The organism is Phytobacter sp. RSE-02, assembly GCF_040578655.1.
Taxonomy (GTDB): domain Bacteria; phylum Pseudomonadota; class Gammaproteobacteria; order Enterobacterales; family Enterobacteriaceae; genus Phytobacter; species Phytobacter diazotrophicus.
This window is the reverse complement of sequence record NZ_JBEULY010000003.1, coordinates 558,710-576,770: the sequence shown is the minus strand read 5'-3', so window position 1 is coordinate 576,770 and position 18,061 is coordinate 558,710. Positions and strand designations below refer to the sequence as shown.

At 54.1% G+C, this 18,061-nt stretch carries 17 protein-coding genes; 13 read left to right on the top strand and 4 right to left on the bottom strand.

The window, feature by feature from the left end; all coding sequences use genetic code 11:
• Positions 1-8 precede the first annotated feature (8 nt).
• Together ABU190_RS09720 and ABU190_RS09715 are read left to right on the top strand one after the other, a co-directional pair.
• Complete coding sequence (locus ABU190_RS09720; protein WP_354691161.1) at positions 9-1,160, top strand: efflux RND transporter periplasmic adaptor subunit; 1,152 nt, start codon at positions 9-11, stop codon at positions 1,158-1,160.
• Complete coding sequence (locus tag ABU190_RS09715; protein WP_354691160.1) at positions 1,157-4,225, top strand: efflux RND transporter permease subunit; 3,069 nt, start codon at positions 1,157-1,159, stop codon at positions 4,223-4,225. Before ABU190_RS09720 ends, ABU190_RS09715 begins: the two co-directional genes overlap by 4 nt.
• A 36-nt stretch (positions 4,226-4,261) precedes the next feature.
• On the opposite strand, the gene ABU190_RS09710 is transcribed toward ABU190_RS09715, so the two are convergent.
• On the bottom strand, positions 4,262-4,519 hold the full coding sequence (locus tag ABU190_RS09710; protein ID WP_354691159.1) for a hypothetical protein: 258 nt from the start codon (positions 4,517-4,519) through the stop codon (positions 4,262-4,264).
• Positions 4,520-4,618: 99 nt separating this feature from the next.
• The gene (locus ABU190_RS09705) at positions 4,619-5,821 is read right to left on the bottom strand and encodes an MFS transporter (RefSeq protein ID WP_039078487.1); all 1,203 of its coding nucleotides are present in this window, start codon (positions 5,819-5,821) and stop codon (positions 4,619-4,621) included.
• Between the two features lie 80 nt (positions 5,822-5,901).
• Here ABU190_RS09705 and ABU190_RS09700 point away from each other — a divergent pair, with 80 nt between their 5' ends.
• Positions 5,902-6,444 (top strand): TetR family transcriptional regulator, encoded by a 543-nt coding sequence (locus tag ABU190_RS09700; RefSeq protein WP_039078488.1) that lies wholly within the window; start codon positions 5,902-5,904, stop codon positions 6,442-6,444.
• Positions 6,445-6,613: 169 nt separating this feature from the next.
• Here the strand turns inward: ABU190_RS09700 and ABU190_RS09695 are convergent, their stop codons facing one another.
• On the bottom strand, positions 6,614-8,299 hold the full coding sequence (locus ABU190_RS09695) for an aspartate:alanine antiporter (protein ID WP_039078489.1): 1,686 nt from the start codon (positions 8,297-8,299) through the stop codon (positions 6,614-6,616).
• 277 nt (positions 8,300-8,576) lie between these two features.
• Here ABU190_RS09695 and ABU190_RS09690 point away from each other — a divergent pair, with 277 nt between their 5' ends.
• The gene (locus ABU190_RS09690; RefSeq protein ID WP_071196063.1) at positions 8,577-8,945 is read left to right on the top strand and encodes an inner membrane protein YbjM; all 369 of its coding nucleotides are present in this window, start codon (positions 8,577-8,579) and stop codon (positions 8,943-8,945) included.
• A gap of 27 nt (positions 8,946-8,972) precedes the next feature.
• On the opposite strand, the gene ABU190_RS09685 is transcribed toward ABU190_RS09690, so the two are convergent.
• Positions 8,973-9,236 carry a GrxA family glutaredoxin gene (locus ABU190_RS09685; protein ID WP_039078491.1) on the bottom strand — a complete coding sequence of 88 codons (264 nt, stop codon included), beginning with the start codon at positions 9,234-9,236 and terminating at the stop codon, positions 8,973-8,975.
• 171 nt (positions 9,237-9,407) lie between these two features.
• On the opposite strand from ABU190_RS09685, the gene nfsA reads away from it, so the two are divergent.
• From nfsA to rlmC, 9 genes are all read left to right on the top strand, one after another.
• Positions 9,408-10,130, top strand: coding sequence for an oxygen-insensitive NADPH nitroreductase (gene nfsA, locus ABU190_RS09680; RefSeq protein WP_354691158.1), 723 nt, complete (start codon positions 9,408-9,410; stop codon positions 10,128-10,130).
• A 198-nt stretch (positions 10,131-10,328) separates the two neighbouring features.
• Positions 10,329-11,231, top strand: a complete 903-nt coding sequence (gene rimK, locus ABU190_RS09675; RefSeq protein ID WP_354691157.1) for a 30S ribosomal protein S6--L-glutamate ligase — start codon at positions 10,329-10,331, stop codon at positions 11,229-11,231.
• A gap of 86 nt (positions 11,232-11,317) precedes the next feature.
• Positions 11,318-11,797: a YbjN domain-containing protein gene (locus ABU190_RS09670; RefSeq protein ID WP_039078494.1), complete on the top strand. Its 480-nt coding sequence runs from the start codon at positions 11,318-11,320 to the stop codon at positions 11,795-11,797.
• Between the two features lie 346 nt (positions 11,798-12,143).
• Positions 12,144-13,253 carry a spermidine/putrescine ABC transporter substrate-binding protein PotF gene (gene potF, locus ABU190_RS09665; protein WP_354691156.1) on the top strand — a complete coding sequence of 370 codons (1,110 nt, stop codon included), beginning with the start codon at positions 12,144-12,146 and terminating at the stop codon, positions 13,251-13,253.
• A 139-nt stretch (positions 13,254-13,392) separates the two neighbouring features.
• On the top strand, positions 13,393-14,526 hold the full coding sequence (gene potG, locus ABU190_RS09660; RefSeq protein WP_039078496.1) for a putrescine ABC transporter ATP-binding subunit PotG: 1,134 nt from the start codon (positions 13,393-13,395) through the stop codon (positions 14,524-14,526).
• 9 nt (positions 14,527-14,535) lie between these two features.
• Positions 14,536-15,489, top strand: coding sequence for a putrescine ABC transporter permease PotH (potH, locus tag ABU190_RS09655; RefSeq protein ID WP_317085966.1), 954 nt, complete (start codon positions 14,536-14,538; stop codon positions 15,487-15,489).
• Positions 15,486-16,334 (top strand): putrescine ABC transporter permease PotI, encoded by an 849-nt coding sequence (gene potI, locus ABU190_RS09650; RefSeq protein WP_079498317.1) that lies wholly within the window; start codon positions 15,486-15,488, stop codon positions 16,332-16,334. Before potH ends, potI begins: the two co-directional genes overlap by 4 nt.
• Positions 16,335-16,381: 47 nt before the next feature.
• Entirely contained in the window at positions 16,382-16,879 is a 498-nt protein-coding gene (locus ABU190_RS09645; protein ID WP_223878808.1) for a YbjO family protein, read from the top strand.
• Between the two features lie 40 nt (positions 16,880-16,919).
• The gene (rlmC, locus tag ABU190_RS09640) at positions 16,920-18,056 is read left to right on the top strand and encodes a 23S rRNA (uracil(747)-C(5))-methyltransferase RlmC (RefSeq protein WP_354691155.1); all 1,137 of its coding nucleotides are present in this window, start codon (positions 16,920-16,922) and stop codon (positions 18,054-18,056) included.
• Positions 18,057-18,061 lie beyond the last annotated feature (5 nt).

Here is an 18,061-nt window from a genome sequence, read left to right as displayed (position 1 = left end):
GTGGCGTTATGTCAGAAGAACTCACCGTGTTATTTCGTCAAAGTGTGCATCATCTTTTTAATGCCGCGCGTCAGTTTTCTATTCTTTCTTTTTTGCCGTTTATCGCCCCGCTGGTGTTCATTTTTTTACTGACCGGCTGTGGCGAGAAGGATACGCACAAGGCTGCGCCGCCGCGGCCCGTTCGCTACGTGGTTATCCAGACGTTATCCTCTTTGCCGGTCGATGTGCGAACCGGAGAAATTCGTGCCCACGATGAAACCCTGCTCGCTTTCCGACTGAGTGGCCGCATGGTGAGCCGTCTCGTTGATATCGGCGATCATGTGCATGCGGGACAAGTGCTGGCCACATTAGAAAACCAGACCGGCACAAATGAGCTTGCCAGCGCCAGCGCCGATGTGGAGAGCGCCAAAGCCGCCGAACAAGTCGCGTTGCTGAATTTGAATCGCATGCAAAAATTGTTGCCCTCCGGCGCTATCGCCCGTACTCAGCTTGATACGGCGCGCGCTGACTGGCAATCGGCGGCGTCACGCCTTAAAAGCAGTATGGCCGCGTTGCGTAATGCGCAGGATAACCTTGGCTGGACAAAACTGACTGCGCCTGCAGATGGCGTGATTACCCGCGTCAGTGTTTCTGCAGGGCAGGTCGTCAGTGCAGGACAAACGGTCTTTACCCTTGCGACCAGTGAGGCACGCGATGTGGTATTTGATATTGCTGACCCGCAGCAACTTTCCGCACCCGATGCGAAAGAGCGGGTATTTCAGGTCGCGTTGTTGTCGAGTCCAGACGTAAAGACCACCGGCGTACTTCGTGATATCAGCCCGCAGGCCGACCCACAAACCCGAACCTGGCAAGTCAGGGTTGCTCTTAATGACCAGCCTGCTATGGCGTTAGGGGCAAGCGCGACCATTGAAATACCGTCGTCGACATTACCTGGTTATAAGATCCCAGCCTCTGCGCTGAGTCGCACGGGCGATAAACCTGCCATCTTTGTTATTGGTAATAACGGAGAGGCGCAGTTACGTGAGGTCACTTTATCAGGCTACTCGGCCGCTTCCGCGTTCGTTTCATCCGGCCTCTATCCCGGCGATAAAGTCATTACCGCAGGGGTGACTAAGTTACGCGATGGCGAAAAAATTATTCCGGGGGAGCGCCAGCCATGAACGCTCCCGATAAAAAGCAACGCTTCAATCTTTCCGCCTGGGCGCTTGAACATCAGCAACTGGTAAGCATGTTTATGATGCTGATTCTCGTGGCGGGGATCCTCTGTTATCAAAAGCTCCCGCGTAATGAAGATCCGGCATTTACCATAAAAACGGCGGTGGTCTCTGCGCAGTGGCCCGGCGCCAACATTGAGGATACGACCCGGCTGGTGACCGATGTGCTGGAGAAAAAACTGCAAGAGACGCCCTGGCTTGATTATATCGAAAGTGAAACCCGGGCAGGCAGTAGCGTGATTTATGTGAATTTGCGAGACGACACGCCACCGCAGAATGTTCAGGGGATCTGGTATCAGGTGCGTAAAAAAATGCAGGATATCGCAACCTCGTTACCCGAGGGGGCGCAAGGGCCTGCTGTGAATGATGAATTTGATGATACGTTCGGCACTATTTATGGTTTCACTACAGACGGTTACACTTCGCGGGAGTTACGCGATCGTGTAGAAGCTGTCCGGCGTAATCTGATGTCGGTGAAAGATATCGGGAAGATTACGCTTCTGGGTGAACAGCAGGAGCAGATGGTTATCGCCTTTTCCCCCCGACAACTTGCCGGTATGGGATTAGATGTTCAGCAGGTGAGCGAGGCATTAAAGGCCCAGAATGCCGTTGAACCCTCCGGAACGATTCGTACCGGAAACGATAACGTTGCCTTGCGTGTGAGCGGTGCGTTGACCTCAGAAGAGAGCCTTCGCGGTGTCACACTGCATATCAATGATCGGTACATTCCCCTGACGGATATTGCGACCGTCACGCGTCAAATTGCCGAGCCCGCCACCCCTGTTTTTCGGGTAAACGGACAGCCTGCGATAGGGCTTGCGATTTCGATGGCCTCAACCGGCAACATGTTGCTTTTCGGTAAGACGCTTAACGCCAGAATGGCGGAGGTCAAAAACCAGTTACCGCATGGTATTGAAATGGTAAAAGTTGCCGATCAGTCTGTGGTCGTGAGCGATGCTGTCAGCAGCTTTGTTCGCGTGCTTATCGAAGCCGTTCTGATCGTTCTGGCTGTTTCATTTATCTCGCTCGGTATGCGCGCCGGGCTGGTCGTTGCTGCGGCAATACCTCTGGTACTGGCAATGACATTTGTCGGCATGATGCTGGCCAATATTGGCTTGCAGCGCATCTCTCTGGGCGCGCTCATTATTGCGCTCGGGCTTCTGGTCGATGATGCGATGATAACGGTTGAAGCCATGGTGGCGCGGCTTGAGGCGGGAGACTCGCGTAAAAACGCCGCCACTTATGCGTTCAAAACCACGGCTTTTCCCATGTTGACGGGCACCCTGGTGATGATAGCGGGGTTTATTCCTGTCGGCTTTGCGGCGTCGAGTGCCGGAGAATATTGCTTCTCACTGTTTGCCGTTGTCCTGATTGCGCTACTTTGCTCCTGGGTCGTCGCCATCCTGTTCTCGCCACTGACCGGCACCTGGTTACTTCCTGCGCATGTTAAGCATCATGGCGGGAGCGCAGGCAGGCTTGCCCGGGCCTATCGTGCGTTACTGGATCGCGTGTTGCGTTATCGGTTGAGGACAATCGGAATTGCCCTGTTGGCGCTTATTTTGTCAGGCGTTGGGGCGACCTACATGCAGGGGGAATTTTTCCCGGCATCGGATCGGCCCGAATTGCTCGTCAGTCTTTCGCTCCCGGCGAATACGTCACAACCCGAAACAGAACGGCAGGCCGAGCGTCTCGAAAAAGCGATAAGCGGTAATGAAAATATTGATCACTACACGACCTATGTCGGATCGGGCGCCGTACGTTTTTATTTGCCAATGGAAGTCTTGCTGGATAATGAAAACACTGCGCAACTCGTTATCGTCGCGAAGGATTTAGCGGCAAGAGACCGCTTACAACGGCAACTCTCGGCCCTGTTAGCCAGCCAGTTTGGCGAGCTGACGACGCGGGTATCCCCCCTCGAATTAGGGCCGCCAGTAGGCTGGCCGATAAAATACCGCGTGAGCGGGCCTGACTATGCCCAGGTGCGCTTGATCGCCAACCGTGTTGCCGCTAAAACGGGAGCGTCGCCTTTTACGCGGGAAGTTAACCTGACCGCGGGCGAACCGGAAAGGGTGATCACCTTTAATGTTAACCAGACTGCTGCACGGGCAGCGGGCGTCTCCTCAGAGGATATTGCTCAAACGCTTAATACGGTCTGGTCTGGTCGGACCGTCACCACCGTGCGGGATAATGATCGCCTCGTGGATGTGGTGCTACGTGCAAACGATAAGGCGCGTCTGGATATCAGCACCTTATCGTCACTGGTGCTGACAACCTCGGCGGGAAAGAAAATCCCACTTGGCGAAGTCGCCACACCCGTATGGGGCGTTGACGATCCGGTTATCTGGCGTCGCCAACGACTGCCTTTCATTACCGTGCAAACAGACCTGGCGCCGGACCTGAATGCACAGACCGTGTCGTCTGCTCTGCGTGCGGATATCGATACATTACGCGCGCAACTGCCCGCGGGATATCACATCGAAGAAGGGGGCACGGTCGCGGAATCGGAGAAGGGAAATAGCTCAGTTTTCGCGGTGTTACCTGTGACGCTCATCGCTATGCTGGTTCTGTTAATGATTCAGTTGCAACGTTTTTCCCGCATGTTGCTGGCACTCTTTATGGCGCCTTTTGGCTTGCCTGGCATCGTATTAGCCATGCTGCCGACAGGTACGCCGATGGGGTTTGTGGCATTGCTGGGCGTGATCGCGCTGGCAGGGATGATTATTCGCAATGCGGTCATCCTGATAAGCGAAGTGGACAGTAACCTGGCGCAGGGGATGGCTTCGCGCGACGCTATCGTTGCGGCAGCGGAACATCGTTCACGTCCCATTGTTTTAACGGCCTGCGCGGCAATACTGGGGATGATCCCCATATCACATCAGGTTTTTTGGGGGCCGATGGCCTATGCCATTATCGGGGGGCTTCTCGTGGCCACGCTGGTAACACTGACGGTATTACCTGCTTCATTGAGCCTGCTGCTAGCCAGAGAAGAGAGGACAACTAAACAGAAATAAATAAGAAAATGCGCGCGCGTTATTTCTGTTGAAGGGTTAGTGATGATCGTCAATCTGATGTTCGATGATCATCCCTTCACCGACGCTTGCCAGATGGCGGGCACGAGGTGCAACGCGGACCACAGGCGCAGGGGCAACGACCTGCGGCGCAACATAGGTCGTTTGCGCTGTCGGGGTGTTGATGGGGACTAACTCGATTTTGTAACCGTCCGGGACATTGACCGTCACGTTTTGCGCCAGAGCGCCGATGGAGAGCGTACTAAGCAGCAGTGCCGTTAACAGTTGAATTTTCATTTTCGCCTCGATAATTGACGGTGGCTGGCAGAGCGACAGCCACGCAGTGGGGCGAAGTATGCGTAATCGATCCCGGCAATGTGTTGCCGCGTGTGCGCATTACTCGGTTGCGGATTGCATGTCGCGCTCCGGCTTTGCTACCGCTTTAGCAACCAGTGCGGCAACCAGCACGAGGCCTAACACCACCAGCATCGCGCTGCGCAATCCGTAGTGTTCCCCTAAGAAACCAAGCAGCGGCGGCCCCACCAGAAACGCCAGATAACCCGTAGTGGCGACTACGCTGACGCGGGTTGGCGCATCGGGGCCGGTATCGCTGGCGGCAGAAATGGTCAGCGGGAAGCCCAGCGATGCACCCAGTCCCCAGAAGATCACCGACATTCCGGCAATCCATGCATTATCGACAAAAATAATCAGCCCAATACCCAATGCCCCCATCATTGCGCTGGCGCGAACCACGGCGACGCGGCTGTAGCGGTCGATAAACCAGCCGCCGGTAAAGCGCCCGACCGTCATGCCGAGGGTAAAACCGGCATAGATCAACGAGCCGGAGGTGGGGTTAAACCCGTGTCCGTCGACCATCAGTAGCGGCAGCCAGTCATTGGCAGAACCTTCGGCAAAGGCCATTGCCAGCACCACCACCCCAATCAGCAGCAGTTGGATATCGCGATAAAAGGGCAGGCCCGCTTTGTTACGCGCTTTATCTTCCGGCGTGTCTTTTCCCGTCCCTTCGGGAATGGCAGAAATAGCCAACACGATAGGCGTAATGGCGACCACGGCCGCCAGCAGAATGTGCAAGGTTGCCGGCGTACCCAATGCGGTCAGGGTCATACCAACCCCTGCGCCAGCCAGCGTGCCGAGGCTGTAGAAGCCGTGCATCATCGGCAGAACGGTTTTGTTCATTTCGCGCTCGACCACCGCGCCTTCAATATTTATCGCCACTTCGCCAGCCCCCATACTGCCGCCAAAAAACGCCAGTCCAACGGCAAACAGCAACGGGGAAGCCAGCCACAGGGCGAGACTTAATACCAGCATGCCGGCAATGGCGGCAGCCATACTGGCACGAATGACTTTGCGCGTACCAAAGCGTTTCACCAGCCAGCCGGATGAGAGGATGCCACTCATGGAGCCCACGGAGAGGCCAAACAGCACGGCACCCATTTCCGCCGTTGAGACAGATAAGATGTCGCGGATGGCCGGGGTACGGGTCGCCCACGACGCCATCAACAGTCCCGGGATGAAGAAGAAGGTAAAAAGCGCCCAGAGCCGGTGTTTTAGCGCATTACGATGTGAGGTGACTGGCATTACGTCGCATCCTGCAAGGAAAAGAGAGGACAACACTAGCAAGCATGTGTACATTTGTACATATCTGATTGCGAGGATTTATGAGCCGACGACCGAACGACCCGCAGCGGCGTGAACGCATCCTGGATGCCACGCTGGAGACCATTGCGCAGCACGGTATTCATGCCGTCACCCACCGAAAAATTGCCAGTTGTGCCGATGTGCCGCTCGGTTCTATGACCTACTATTTTACCGGCATTGATGCGCTGCTGGATGAAGCTTTTACCCGGTTTACGCAGCAAATGTCCGCGCAATATGCGGCCTTTTTTACTCAGGTTGATAGCGCCGCAACCGCCTGTGATGCCGTGACTGAACTGATTTTCAGTGCTCAGGTGACGACACCGCACAATATGGAGCTGATGTATCAGCTTTATGCCCTGATGAGCAAAAAACCGATGCTGAAAAGCGTAATGCAAAACTGGATGCGCACCAGTCAGACCACGCTGGAGCGATGGTTCGACCCGGTAACCGCCCGTGCGCTGGATGCCTTTATCGAAGGGATGACGTTGCATTTTGTGGTGGACCGGGAACCGCTGAGCCGTGCGGATATTCGCGCGATGGTGGGCAGGATTGCGGGTGAGTGAGGGAAGGGGACAGTTTTAAGGCAACAAAAAACCCATCAACCTTGAACCGAAATGGCGGGGTTGATGGGCTCCACAAATTGGGGACATCAAAGAAAAGCAGTGGCACTAGTTATGACTAATGCTGAGAAAAAAAGTTCTCCAGGTGTTAATTATTTTTTTAAGTTAGGAGTTATCCTAAGCCCGGCCAGACAATGATTATCAGCGTCCCCGCCAGCGTAAGCAGTACGTTCGCTATCGCATAGGTGCCTGCGTAACCCAATGCCGGAATGTTACTGCGCGCGGTATCGCTGATAATCTCCATTGCTGGCGCACAGGTACGTGCCCCCATCAGCGCGCCAAACAGCAGTGCGCGGTTCATTTTCAGCACCCAGGCACCGAACAGGAAACAGATCATCACAGGCACCAGGCTGACAATCAGGCCCGCGATCAGCATCTGTCCGCCCACTTCACCCAGGCTGTTACCAATGCCGCTACCGGCGCTTAAGCCGACACCCGCCATAAAGACCATCAGACCAAACTCTTTCACCATATTCAGCGCACCCTGAGGGATGTAACCAAAAGTCGGGTGGTTGGCGCGCAGAAAGCCGAGCATGATCCCGGCAAACAGCAGGCCCGCCGCGTTGCCGATACCAAAGCTGAAAGTGCTGAACTGGAAGGTGATCATGCCGATCATCAGGCCAACAATAAAGAAAGCGCAGAAGGCGAGCAGGTCCGTGACCTGACTATGAATAGAGATAAAGCCGATGCGGTCAGCGATGGCTTTCACACGACGGGCATCACCGCTCACCTGCAAGACATCCCCTTTATTGAGCAGGATGTTGTCGTCAATCGGCATCTCAATCTGGCTGCGGATAACGCGGTTGAGGAAACAGCCATGGTCGGTCAGCTTAATCTGAGCCAGACGGCGCCCCACCACATTGTGGTTTTTCACCACCACCTCTTCGGTGACAATGCGCATGTCGAGCAGGTCGCGGTCGAATACCTCTTTTCCGTTACGGAAACTGGGGTCGAGACGCGCATGCGCATCCGGATAGCCAACCAGCGCGATTTCGTCGCCCATTTGCAGCACCGCATCGCCGTCCGGGTTCGCGAGAATACCGTTACGACGAATACGCTCGATATAACAGCCTGTCTGGCGATAAATACCCAGCTCACGCAGATTTTTGCCGTCCGCCCAGGCCACCAGCTCCGGGCCGACGCGATAGGCGCGAATGACCGGCAGATAGACCTTCCGGTTGGTGTCGGTGTCGAGTCCACGCTCACGGGCAATCTGTTGGGCGCTGGTCTGCAGATCCTGATGCTGCAACTTCGGCATATAGCGAGCGCCGACAATCAAACTGACCAGGCCAATAAGGTAGGTCAGGGCGTAGCCGAGGCTTAAGTGATCGAGTGCTTGTGAAAGCTGGGTACTGTCCATACCCGAATGACGTAGCGTATCACCGGCACCCACCAGTACAGGCGTGGACGTCATTGCGCCTGCCAGCATCCCCGCCGTCAGACCAATATCCCAGCCGAACAATTTGCCGAGCCCAAGGGCAATCAACAATGCGCTGCCGACTAATACCAGCGCCAGCATCAGGTAATTTTTGCCGTCGCGGAAAAAAATAGAAAAAAAGTTTGGCCCAGCTTCCACTCCTACGCAAAAAATAAACAGCATAAAACCTAAATTGAGGGCATCAGTGTTTATGCTGAAATGTTGCTGACCTAATAATAAGGAAACCACTAAAACGCCAATGGAATTACCGAGTTGTACAGAACCCAGGCGTAATTTCCCCAGACAGAGTCCGAGCGCCAGAACAACAAATAATAACAGTATGTAATTCCCGTTTAACAAATCTGCGACGTTTATATTCACGGAGGCTAACTTCTTGTTTACTTGTAAGCTATTGAAAGAATGGGTTATTTGGGCTACTGTTTTGCGAAGAATCTGAGGTTGAAAAACGCACCAGTGCGTCTTTATTCCCGGCAACACAATAACTGGCCGCTAGTTTAATCGTATTGAATTGCAACGGCTAGTAAGAATCATCTATTCGCGCGGGGGTTTTTCGGCAGGGAGTGCCATAACGCTTTATCTGACCGTTCGTTCATTGCAACGGATGAAGAGTTTGATAGAGAAAAGTCAGGAGGATTGTTTGAAACATAAACGCGGACTTGCAGGCATCATTTGTTGTTTTTTACTTTTCATTGTCGTCTGTTTTTTAGAAGTGACGAATATGAAAGGTGCCTTTCGTGCGTCCGGGCATCCTGAACTGGGGTTGCTGTTTTTTACGTTACCGGGCGCTGTTGCCAGTATTTTTTCACGTCGCCGTAAAGTGATGTTGCCACTGTTTGGCGCGATCCTCGCCGCACCGCTCTGCTTCGTCGTCATGCGTCTGTTTTTTACCCCGGTGCGTTCTGTATGGCAGGAACTGGCGTGGCTGTTTAGTGCGGTATTCTGGTGTGCGCTGGGCGCGCTCTGTTATCTGTTTATCAGCAGTTTCTTTGGCAACGGGACGCGTTAAGGCCAGCGTCGCCCGGTTGATGCCTGTTTATTTTATTCTACCGAACTGTTTGCGAACGAACTTATCAAACTCGGTAAAGCTGCCAATGTGTTTTTGATCGACAAAAATTTGCGGCACCGTTTCGATGGGTTTGCCTGCGGCTTGTTCCAGCGCCGCGCGGGTAACGCCGTCCGCATGGATATCAACATAGCGCCACTCAAAATTATCCTGTGTTTTGCTGACTTTTTCAGCCAACTCTTTTACGCGTGCGCACTGTGGACAACCTGCGCGACCAAATATCACTGTGTACATGAATCCTCCTTAAACCAGACGGTAAGCAGGGATATAATGCGGCTTTTGTGCCCACGCATAAAACAGGTTGTGCCTGTTATGTTAATTTCCGCAACCTTTCAACACATTTTGACGAGCATTTCCGGTCTGAGTGTTCGCTATAATGGGGTTTTGTTTCCAGGGAAAACGACCATGACTCCAGTTATCGATCTGCTCCGCGCTCACCGCTCTATCCGCCATTTCACCCAGGAACCCATTACCGCAGCGCAGCGTGAAGCGATTATCGCCGGTGCTCAGGCCGCCTCCAGTTCCAGCTTTTTACAGTGCAGTTCAATTATTCGCGTGACCGACCCGGCGTTACGCCAACAACTGGTTACGCTGACTGGCGGTCAACAGCATGTGGCTGATGCTGCTGAATTTTGGGTGTTTTGCGCCGATTTTAATCGCCATCTGCAAATTTGCCCGCAGGCGCAACTGGGGCTGGCGGAACAACTGCTTCTCGGTGTCGTCGATACGGCCATGATGGCGCAAAATGCCATGACGGCTGCGGAATCACTCGGCCTTGGCGGTGTGTATATCGGTGGGATCCGTAACAGCATTGAGGCGGTGACCGAATTACTTCATTTGCCTCAGCATGTTTTGCCACTCTTTGGGCTCTGTCTTGGCTGGCCTGCCGACGATCCGCAGGTGAAGCCGCGTTTACCCGCCGCGCTGGTGGTGCATGAAAACAGCTATCAGCCTGTCGATGCGGGCATCCTTGCACAATATGATGCGCAAATTGCCGCGTATTATAGGTCGCGAGGCAGCAATACCCGTCAGGATACCTGGAGCGATCATATCCGGCGCACCATCATTAAAGAAAACCGTCCGTTCATCCTCGACTATTTGCATAAACAAGGGTGGGCAGTGCGCTAATTCCCGTTCATCCTGTGTCTCGCTGCGTGTATGATACGCAGGCTTTCTACTCGTCATACTTCACGTTGCCAGTGCGTTTGCTATGTCACTGCGCGCCCTGGACATAGCGTTGTCTATGCTGCCGGGCCTCACTGACTTGCCGCCTGCCGGCAACGTGAAAAAGGTAGAGTATTGCCAGTCTTTTCAGAGAGGTGCAGGGTGAAAATCGCCATATTGTCCCGGGACGGAACGCTCTATTCATGCAAACGCCTGCGCGAAGCTGCCATTGCGCGCGGGCATCTGGTCGAAATTCTCGATCCGCTGTCGTGTTATATGAATATCGACCCCGCGGCTTCTTCGGTCCATTACAAAGGCCGTCAACTTCCCCATTTTGATGCGGTGATCCCGCGAATTGGTTCCGCGATTACCTTTTACGGTACCGCCGCGCTGCGCCAGTTTGAAATGCTGGGCAGCTATCCGCTCAATGAATCGGTGGCGATTACGCGCGCGCGTGACAAATTGCGTTCTCTGCAACTTCTGGCCCGCCAGGGGATTGATCTGCCGGTGACGGGGATCGCCCATTCACCGGATGATACCAGTGATCTGATTGCCATGGTCGGCGGCGCGCCGCTGGTGGTAAAACTGGTGGAAGGGACGCAGGGGATCGGCGTGGTCCTTGCCGAAACACGGCAGGCGGCAGAAAGTGTGATTGACGCTTTTCGCGGCCTGAACGCCCATATTCTGGTCCAGGAATATATTGAGGAAGCGAAGGGGCGGGATGTTCGCTGCCTGGTGGTGGGCAATGAGGTTGTCGCGGCGATTGAGCGGCAGGCGAAAGAGGGCGATTTTCGCTCTAACCTGCATCGTGGCGGCGTGGCCAGCGTGGCGACAATCACTCCGCGTGAACGGGAGATGGCGATTAAAGCCGCACAGACGCTCGGTCTGGATGTCGCCGGGGTGGATATCCTGCGCGCCAATCGGGGGCCGCTGGTGATGGAGGTGAATGCATCGCCTGGGCTTGAAGGTATTGAGAAGGCCACAGGGGTGGATATCGCAGGTAAAATGATTGCCTGGATTGAGCGCCATGCTACGCCCGGCTATTGCCTCAAAACCGGCGGATAGTCGATTTTCCGTGCTACATAATGGTATGCGGCCTGCTTTTTGCGTAAGCTATGGCTCCCATTTTTTCGTCAGAGGTTGTTTTGCGCATGAATTCACTCGTCGCACCTGGTCTGGACACGCTTCGTCAATGGCTTGATGAACTGGGTATCAGTTTCTTCGAATGCGATACCTGCCAGGCGTTGCACCTGCCGCATATGCAGAATTTCGACGGGGTGTTTGACGCCAAAATCGATCTGATTAACGACGTTGTCCTGTTTACGGCGATGGCGGAAGTGAAGCCTTCCGCCTTGCTGGCACTGGCCGCCGATCTTTCCGCCATTAATGCCAGTTCTTTGACGGTGAAAGCATTTCTCGATATTCAGGATGATAACCTGCCTAAGCTGGTCGTTTGCCAGACATTATCCTCAGGCGCCGGGGTGACGCTCGAACAATTTGCATGGTTCATGCGCCAGAGCGAAGAGCAAATTTCAATGGTGATCCTTGAAGCCCGCGCCCATCAGATGCTGTTTGTACCCGAAGAAGAAGAGCTCAAAGCTGGCGAAGACGCACACAATTTTCTTCACTAAACCTGCCTGACATTAGCGCAGTCGCTGCCAGAGCGGCTGCATAATGAATGTTTTAATTCTGCTTTTAACCTTCTTTTAAAGAATTATTCACCGCTATTCCCGTTGTTTCGGCTTATCACATAGACAGAATCTGCATAAAAAATTGATAAAAGGCGTTTTTTAATCTGCCCTATAGCCTCTAACCCTGGCTACAGTTATTCTTGCGGTGCTTTGAAAGCATGCGGCGTCGGCCGAAAGAATTTTCCTCTTCGACCAGTGCAGACTGACAAAATATGCATGAATTTTGCATATCTTAAATGCGTACACTTAGTTCGTATGGTAACGGACTTTCCAGAAGGAATGAGATATGACCGCTTTGAGTAAAAAATGGTTATCAGGTCTTGTTGCGGGTGCATTAATGGCTGTCTCTGCCAGCACACTCGCCGCAGAGCAAAAGACGCTGCATGTGTATAACTGGTCTGACTATATTGCGCCGGATACGGTCGCCAACTTTGAAAAAGAGACCGGGATTAAAGTTGTTTACGACGTGTTCGATTCCAACGAAGTGCTGGAAGGCAAATTGATGGCGGGCAGCACCGGTTTCGACCTGGTGGTGCCTTCTGCAAGCTTCCTTGAGCGCCAGTTAACCGCCGGTGTGTTCCAGCCGCTCGATAAGAGCAAGCTGCCAAACTGGAAGAACATGGATCCGGATGTGCTGAAAATGGTTGCTCAGCATGACCCGGACAACAAATACGCGGTGCCGTACCTGTGGGCCACCACCGGCATTGGCTATAACGTTGATAAAGTCAAAGCCGTATTGGGCGATGTGCCGGTCAACAGTTGGGATCTGGTGCTGAAACCGGAAAACCTCGAAAAACTGAAAAGCTGCGGCGTCTCCTTCCTGGATGCGCCAGAAGAGATTTTCGCTACCGTGCTGAACTACCTGGGTAAAGATCCGAACAGCACCAAAGCGGATGATTATTCCGGCCCGGCAACCGATCTGTTGCTGAAACTGCGTCCGAACATTCGCTACTTCCACTCCTCTCAGTACATTAACGATCTGGCAAATGGCGACATCTGCGTAGCCATCGGCTGGGCGGGCGACGTATGGCAGGCGGCTAACCGTGCTAAAGAAGCGAAGAACGGCGTGCATGTTAACTACATCATTCCGAAAGAGGGCGCCCTGGCGTTCTTCGACGTCTTCGCCATGCCTGTTGACGCGAAAAATAAAGACGAAGCGTATCAATTCCTGAACTACCTGATGCGTCCTGACGTTATCGCGCACATTAGTGATCACGTCTTCTATGCTAACGGTAACAAAGAGTCCAAACCGTTGATCAGCGCAGAAGTACGTGACAACCCGGCAATCTATCTGCCGGCGGATGTTTTCGCGAAACTGTATACGCTGAAAGTGCAGGATCCGAAAATTGACCGCGTAAGAACCCGCGCGTGGACAAAAGTAAAAAGCGGCAAATAATCAATCACCTGAACAGTGATTGCGTTGCACCAGGGCGGTGCAATTGCCCTAAACCTGGACAGAGGTCATCGGCCTCTGTCCGGTCATTTGTAGACAACTAGCTGGTACTGGTTGAGTTTTTTTGCCGGAGAGCACTTGAGTGAATGACGCTATCCCCCGCCCACAGGCGAAAACCCGTAAGGATTTAACGCCTCTGCTTGAAATCCGCAATCTGACCAAATCGTTTGACGGCCAGCACGCCGTTGATGACGTCAGTCTGACCATTTATAAAGGCGAAATCTTCGCGCTGCTGGGTGCATCTGGTTGCGGCAAGTCAACGCTGCTGCGAATGCTGGCAGGCTTTGAACAGCCAACGACCGGGCAAATTATGCTCGATGGTGTCGATCTGGCGCATGTGCCGCCTTATCTGCGTCCTATCAATATGATGTTTCAGTCCTATGCCTTGTTCCCGCATATGACCGTTGAACAGAACATCGCGTTTGGCCTCAAGCAGGACAGGCTGCCCAAAGCGGAAATCGCCAGCCGTGTTGCGGAGATGCTGAGTCTTGTGCACATGCAGGAGTTCGCGAAGCGTAAACCGCATCAGCTTTCTGGCGGTCAGCGTCAGCGTGTCGCGTTGGCCCGTAGTCTGGCAAAACGCCCAAAACTCCTGCTGCTTGATGAGCCGATGGGTGCGCTGGATAAGAAACTGCGTGACCGTATGCAACTGGAAGTGGTGGACATTCTGGAGCGCGTTGGCGTGACCTGCGTTATGGTCACCCACGATCAGGAAGAAGCCATGACCATGGCCGGACGTATCGCCATTATGAACCGCGGTAAGTTTGTGCAAATTGGCGAACCTGAAGAGATTTATGAACACCCGACCACCCGCTACAGCGCCGAATTTATCGGCTCGGTTAACGTGTTCGAAGGCCTGCTTAAAGCGCGTGAGGACGACGGTCTGGTGATTGATTCGCCGGGGCTGGTTCATCCGCTGAAAGTGGACCCGGATGCTTCTGTTGTGGATAACGTGCCGGTCTATGTTGCGCTGCGCCCGGAGAAAATCATGCTCTGCGAAGAGCCGCCTGCTGACGGTTATAACTTCGCGGTGGGTGAGGTGGTGCATATTGCCTACCTTGGCGATCTGTCGATTTACCACGTTCGTCTGCAAAGCGGGCAAATGATCAGTGCGCAGTTGCAGAACGAGCACCGCTATCGTAAAGGTACCCCGACATGGGGCGATGAAGTTCGCCTGTGCTGGGATGCCGACAGTTGTGTGGTTCTGACGGTTTAAGGAGCGGTGATGAGTACACTTGAACCACCGACCCGCGTCGAAAAACCGGGCGGTTTTAACCTGTGGTTGGCGCGTTTTCAGATGAAGCACGGGCGCAAGTTCGTTATCGCGCTTCCCTATATCTGGTTGATCTTACTGTTTTTACTGCCGTTCCTGATTGTCTTCAAAATCAGTCTGGCAGAGATGGCGCGCGCGATCCCTCCCTATACGGATCTGGTGGAGTGGGCCGATAATCAGCTCACCATTTCGCTCAACATCAATAACTTCCTGCAACTGACCGACGATCCGCTCTATTTTGAAGCGTATCTCCAGTCATTACAGGTCGCGGCGGTGTCGACGATCTGCTGTCTGATTCTGGGGTATCCGCTGGCCTGGGCCGTTGCGCACAGTAAGCCGTCGACGCGTAATATTCTGCTGCTACTGGTTATTTTGCCTTCATGGACCTCTTTCCTGATTCGCGTCTATGCCTGGATGGGGATCCTGAAAAGTAACGGCGTGCTGAATAATTTCCTGATGTGGCTGGGGATTATCGATCAGCCGCTGACGATTTTGCACACCAACCTGGCGGTGTATATCGGTATCGTTTATGCCTATTTGCCGTTTATGGTGCTGCCTATCTACACCGCGCTGACGCGTATTGACTACTCGCTGGTTGAAGCGTCGCTGGATCTGGGCGCGCGCCCGCTGAAAACCTTCTTTAGCGTGATCGTGCCGTTGACCAAAGGGGGTATTATCGCTGGCTCCATGCTGGTGTTTATCCCGGCGGTGGGTGAGTTCGTGATCCCGGAACTGCTCGGTGGCCCGGACAGCATCATGATTGGTCGCGTCCTGTGGCAGGAGTTCTTTAATAACCGCGACTGGCCGGTGGCCTCGGCGGTGGCGATTATTATGCTGCTGCTGCTGATCGTGCCAATCATGTGGTTCCATAAACATCAGCAGAAACAGATGGGAGACAACGCATGAATAACTTGCCGGTAGTGCGTTCCCCGTGGCGTATTTTGATTCTGGTGCTGGGGTTCACGTTCCTCTATGCGCCGATGCTGATGCTGGTCATCTATTCCTTCAACAGCTCCAAACTGGTGACGGTGTGGGCTGGCTGGTCAACGCGCTGGTATAGCGAGTTGTTCCATGATGACGCCATGATGAGTGCGGTGGGACTGAGTCTGACCATTGCCGCCTGCGCCGCGACGATGGCGGCGATCCTCGGTACGATTGCGGCAGTGGTGATGGTGCGCTTTGGCCGTTTCCGTGGCGCCAACGGTTTTGCGTTTATGATTACCGCGCCGTTGGTGATGCCGGATGTGATCACCGGGTTGTCGCTATTGCTGCTGTTTGTTGCCCTTGGCCATGCGATTGGCTGGCCATCGGATCGTGGCATGCTCACCATCTGGCTGGCGCATGTGACCTTCTGTACGGCTTATGTCGCGGTGGTTATCTCCTCACGTCTGCGTGAGCTTGACAGGTCAATTGAGGAGGCGGCGATGGATCTTGGCGCGACGCCGCTGAAAGTGTTCTTTGTTATTACGCTACCGATGATCATGCCCGCGATTATCTCTGGCTGGCTGCTGGCGTTTACCCTCTCTCTTGACGATCTGGTTATCGCCAGCTTCGTTTCCGGCCCGGGGGCGACAACGCTGCCGATGCTGGTCTTCTCGAGCGTGCGTATGGGGGTGAACCCGGAGATCAACGCCCTGGCGAGCCTGATACTGGGTGTCGTAGGGATTGTTGGTTTAATCGCCTGGTATCTGATGGCGCGCGCGGAAAAGCAGCGAGTGCGCGATATCCAGCGTGCAAGACAGGGACAATGATTCTAGAATCTTAAACGTTGTGTCACGGATGCCGCGCTTGTCGCGGCATTTTTCACAGGGAATATTGCACATTGGGATTCTTTACTAAAGCGCATCAGTCTCACGCCCGTCCGAATGTACCCGCACTGGTACAAGTGGCGGCTATCGCCATTATTCTTATCCGCTGTGTGGATGTCTTCATGCTCTGCAATGTGCTGGGCATACGGGGAATGATCGACTTCGTGGTACGCAGCGCGCAAACCTGGAGCCTGACGCTGATTTTCTTCGGCAGCCTGGTGCTGGTCTTCGTTGAAATCCTCTGTGCTTTTTCCGTGGTGAAGGGGCGAAACTGGGCGCGCTGGCTGTATCTGTTGACGCAAATTATTGCCACAGGTTATCTGTGGGCGGCATCGCTGGGGTATGGATATCCTGAGCTGTTCAGTATTGCCGGCGAATCAAAACGTGAGATTTTCCGTACGCTAATGATGCAGAAAATGCCCGACCTGCTGGTACTCTTCTTGTTGTTTGTCCCTTCTCCCAGCCGACGCTTTTTCCGTCTGCAATAACGGGGTACAATCGCCGCCCCGCAATTAAGAAGGTTTTATTATGCAGTGCGCACTCTTTGACGCCAGGCGCTGTCACTCCTGTCAGTGGATTGAACAACCGACTGGCGACCAACTCTGTGCAAAAATGACCGATCTCCGCACCTTGCTGGCGGATTTGCCGGTGACAGAATGGTGCGCGCCGGTTAGCGGCCCGGAACAGGGGTTTCGTAATAAAGCCAAGATGGTGGTGAGCGGCAGCGTGGAGAAACCGCTGCTCGGCATGTTGCATCGCGACGGTACCCCCGAAGATTTGACCGATTGCCCGCTTTATCCCGCCTCGTTTCAGGCGGTTTTCGCCGTCCTTAAACCTTTTATCGGCCGTGCGGGCTTAACGCCCTACAACGTGGCGCGTAAACGCGGTGAGTTGAAATACCTGCTATTAACCGAAAGCCAGCACACGGGCGGCATGATGCTGCGTTTTGTGCTGCGTTCACAGACCAAGCTTGAGCAGCTTCGTGCCGCGCTGCCGTGGTTACAGGCGCAATTGCCGCAGCTTCGCGTCATTTCAGTCAATATCCAGCCGGTGCACATGGCCATTATGGAAGGGGAGACGGAAATCTTCCTGACTGAGCAGCAGGCGCTGGCGGAAAATTTCAACGGCGTGCCGTTGTGGATCCGCCCGCAGAGTTTCTTTCAAACCAATCCGGTTGTCGCCAGTGCGCTGTACGCTACGGCGCGTGAGTGGGTAAGAGCGCTGCCGGTACGCCATATGTGGGATCTGTTTTGCGGTGTCGGCGGTTTTGGTCTGCACTGTGCAACCCCGGAGATGACGCTCACCGGTATCGAAATCGCCCCGGAGGCGATTGCCTGCGCGAAGCAGTCCGCGGCTGAGCTGGGGCTGACCGATTTGCACTTTCAGGCGCTGGACTCCACCCGGTTCGCGACCGCCCAGACGGATGCGCCACAACTGGTGCTGGTAAACCCGCCGCGTCGTGGAATTGGCCAGGCGCTTTGCGATTATCTGAGCCGGATGGCGCCGCCGTATATCGTCTATTCAAGCTGTAATGCCCGCACGATGGCGGCAGACTTACACGCGCTGGAGGGCTATCGCGTGGAGCGTGTACAACTGTTTGATATGTTCCCCCACACGGCGCATTACGAAGTGCTGACACTGTTGGTGAAATGTTCTACGGTTTAAGGCAT

What these genes read in the sequence shown, in the direction of transcription:
- ABU190_RS09710 (WP_354691159.1), bottom strand. Translation starts at nt 4,519, where the DNA reads ATGAAAATTCAACTGTTAACGGCACTGCTGCTTAGTACGCTCTCCATC.
- ABU190_RS09705 (WP_039078487.1), bottom strand. Translation starts at nt 5,821, where the DNA reads ATGCCAGTCACCTCACATCGTAATGCGCTAAAACACCGGCTCTGGGCG.
- ABU190_RS09685 (WP_039078491.1), bottom strand. Translation starts at nt 9,236, where the DNA reads ATGTACACAGTGATATTTGGTCGCGCAGGTTGTCCACAGTGCGCACGC.
- ABU190_RS09670 (WP_039078494.1), top strand. Translation starts at nt 11,318, where the DNA reads ATGAATTCACTCGTCGCACCTGGTCTGGACACGCTTCGTCAATGGCTT.
- rlmC (WP_354691155.1), top strand. Translation starts at nt 16,920, where the DNA reads ATGCAGTGCGCACTCTTTGACGCCAGGCGCTGTCACTCCTGTCAGTGG.
- potI (WP_079498317.1), top strand. Translation starts at nt 15,486, where the DNA reads ATGAATAACTTGCCGGTAGTGCGTTCCCCGTGGCGTATTTTGATTCTG.
- ABU190_RS09715 (WP_354691160.1), top strand. Translation starts at nt 1,157, where the DNA reads ATGAACGCTCCCGATAAAAAGCAACGCTTCAATCTTTCCGCCTGGGCG.
- ABU190_RS09720 (WP_354691161.1), top strand. Translation starts at nt 9, where the DNA reads ATGTCAGAAGAACTCACCGTGTTATTTCGTCAAAGTGTGCATCATCTT.
- potH (WP_317085966.1), top strand. Translation starts at nt 14,536, where the DNA reads ATGAGTACACTTGAACCACCGACCCGCGTCGAAAAACCGGGCGGTTTT.
- nfsA (WP_354691158.1), top strand. Translation starts at nt 9,408, where the DNA reads ATGACTCCAGTTATCGATCTGCTCCGCGCTCACCGCTCTATCCGCCAT.
- potF (WP_354691156.1), top strand. Translation starts at nt 12,144, where the DNA reads ATGACCGCTTTGAGTAAAAAATGGTTATCAGGTCTTGTTGCGGGTGCA.
- ABU190_RS09700 (WP_039078488.1), top strand. Translation starts at nt 5,902, where the DNA reads ATGAGCCGACGACCGAACGACCCGCAGCGGCGTGAACGCATCCTGGAT.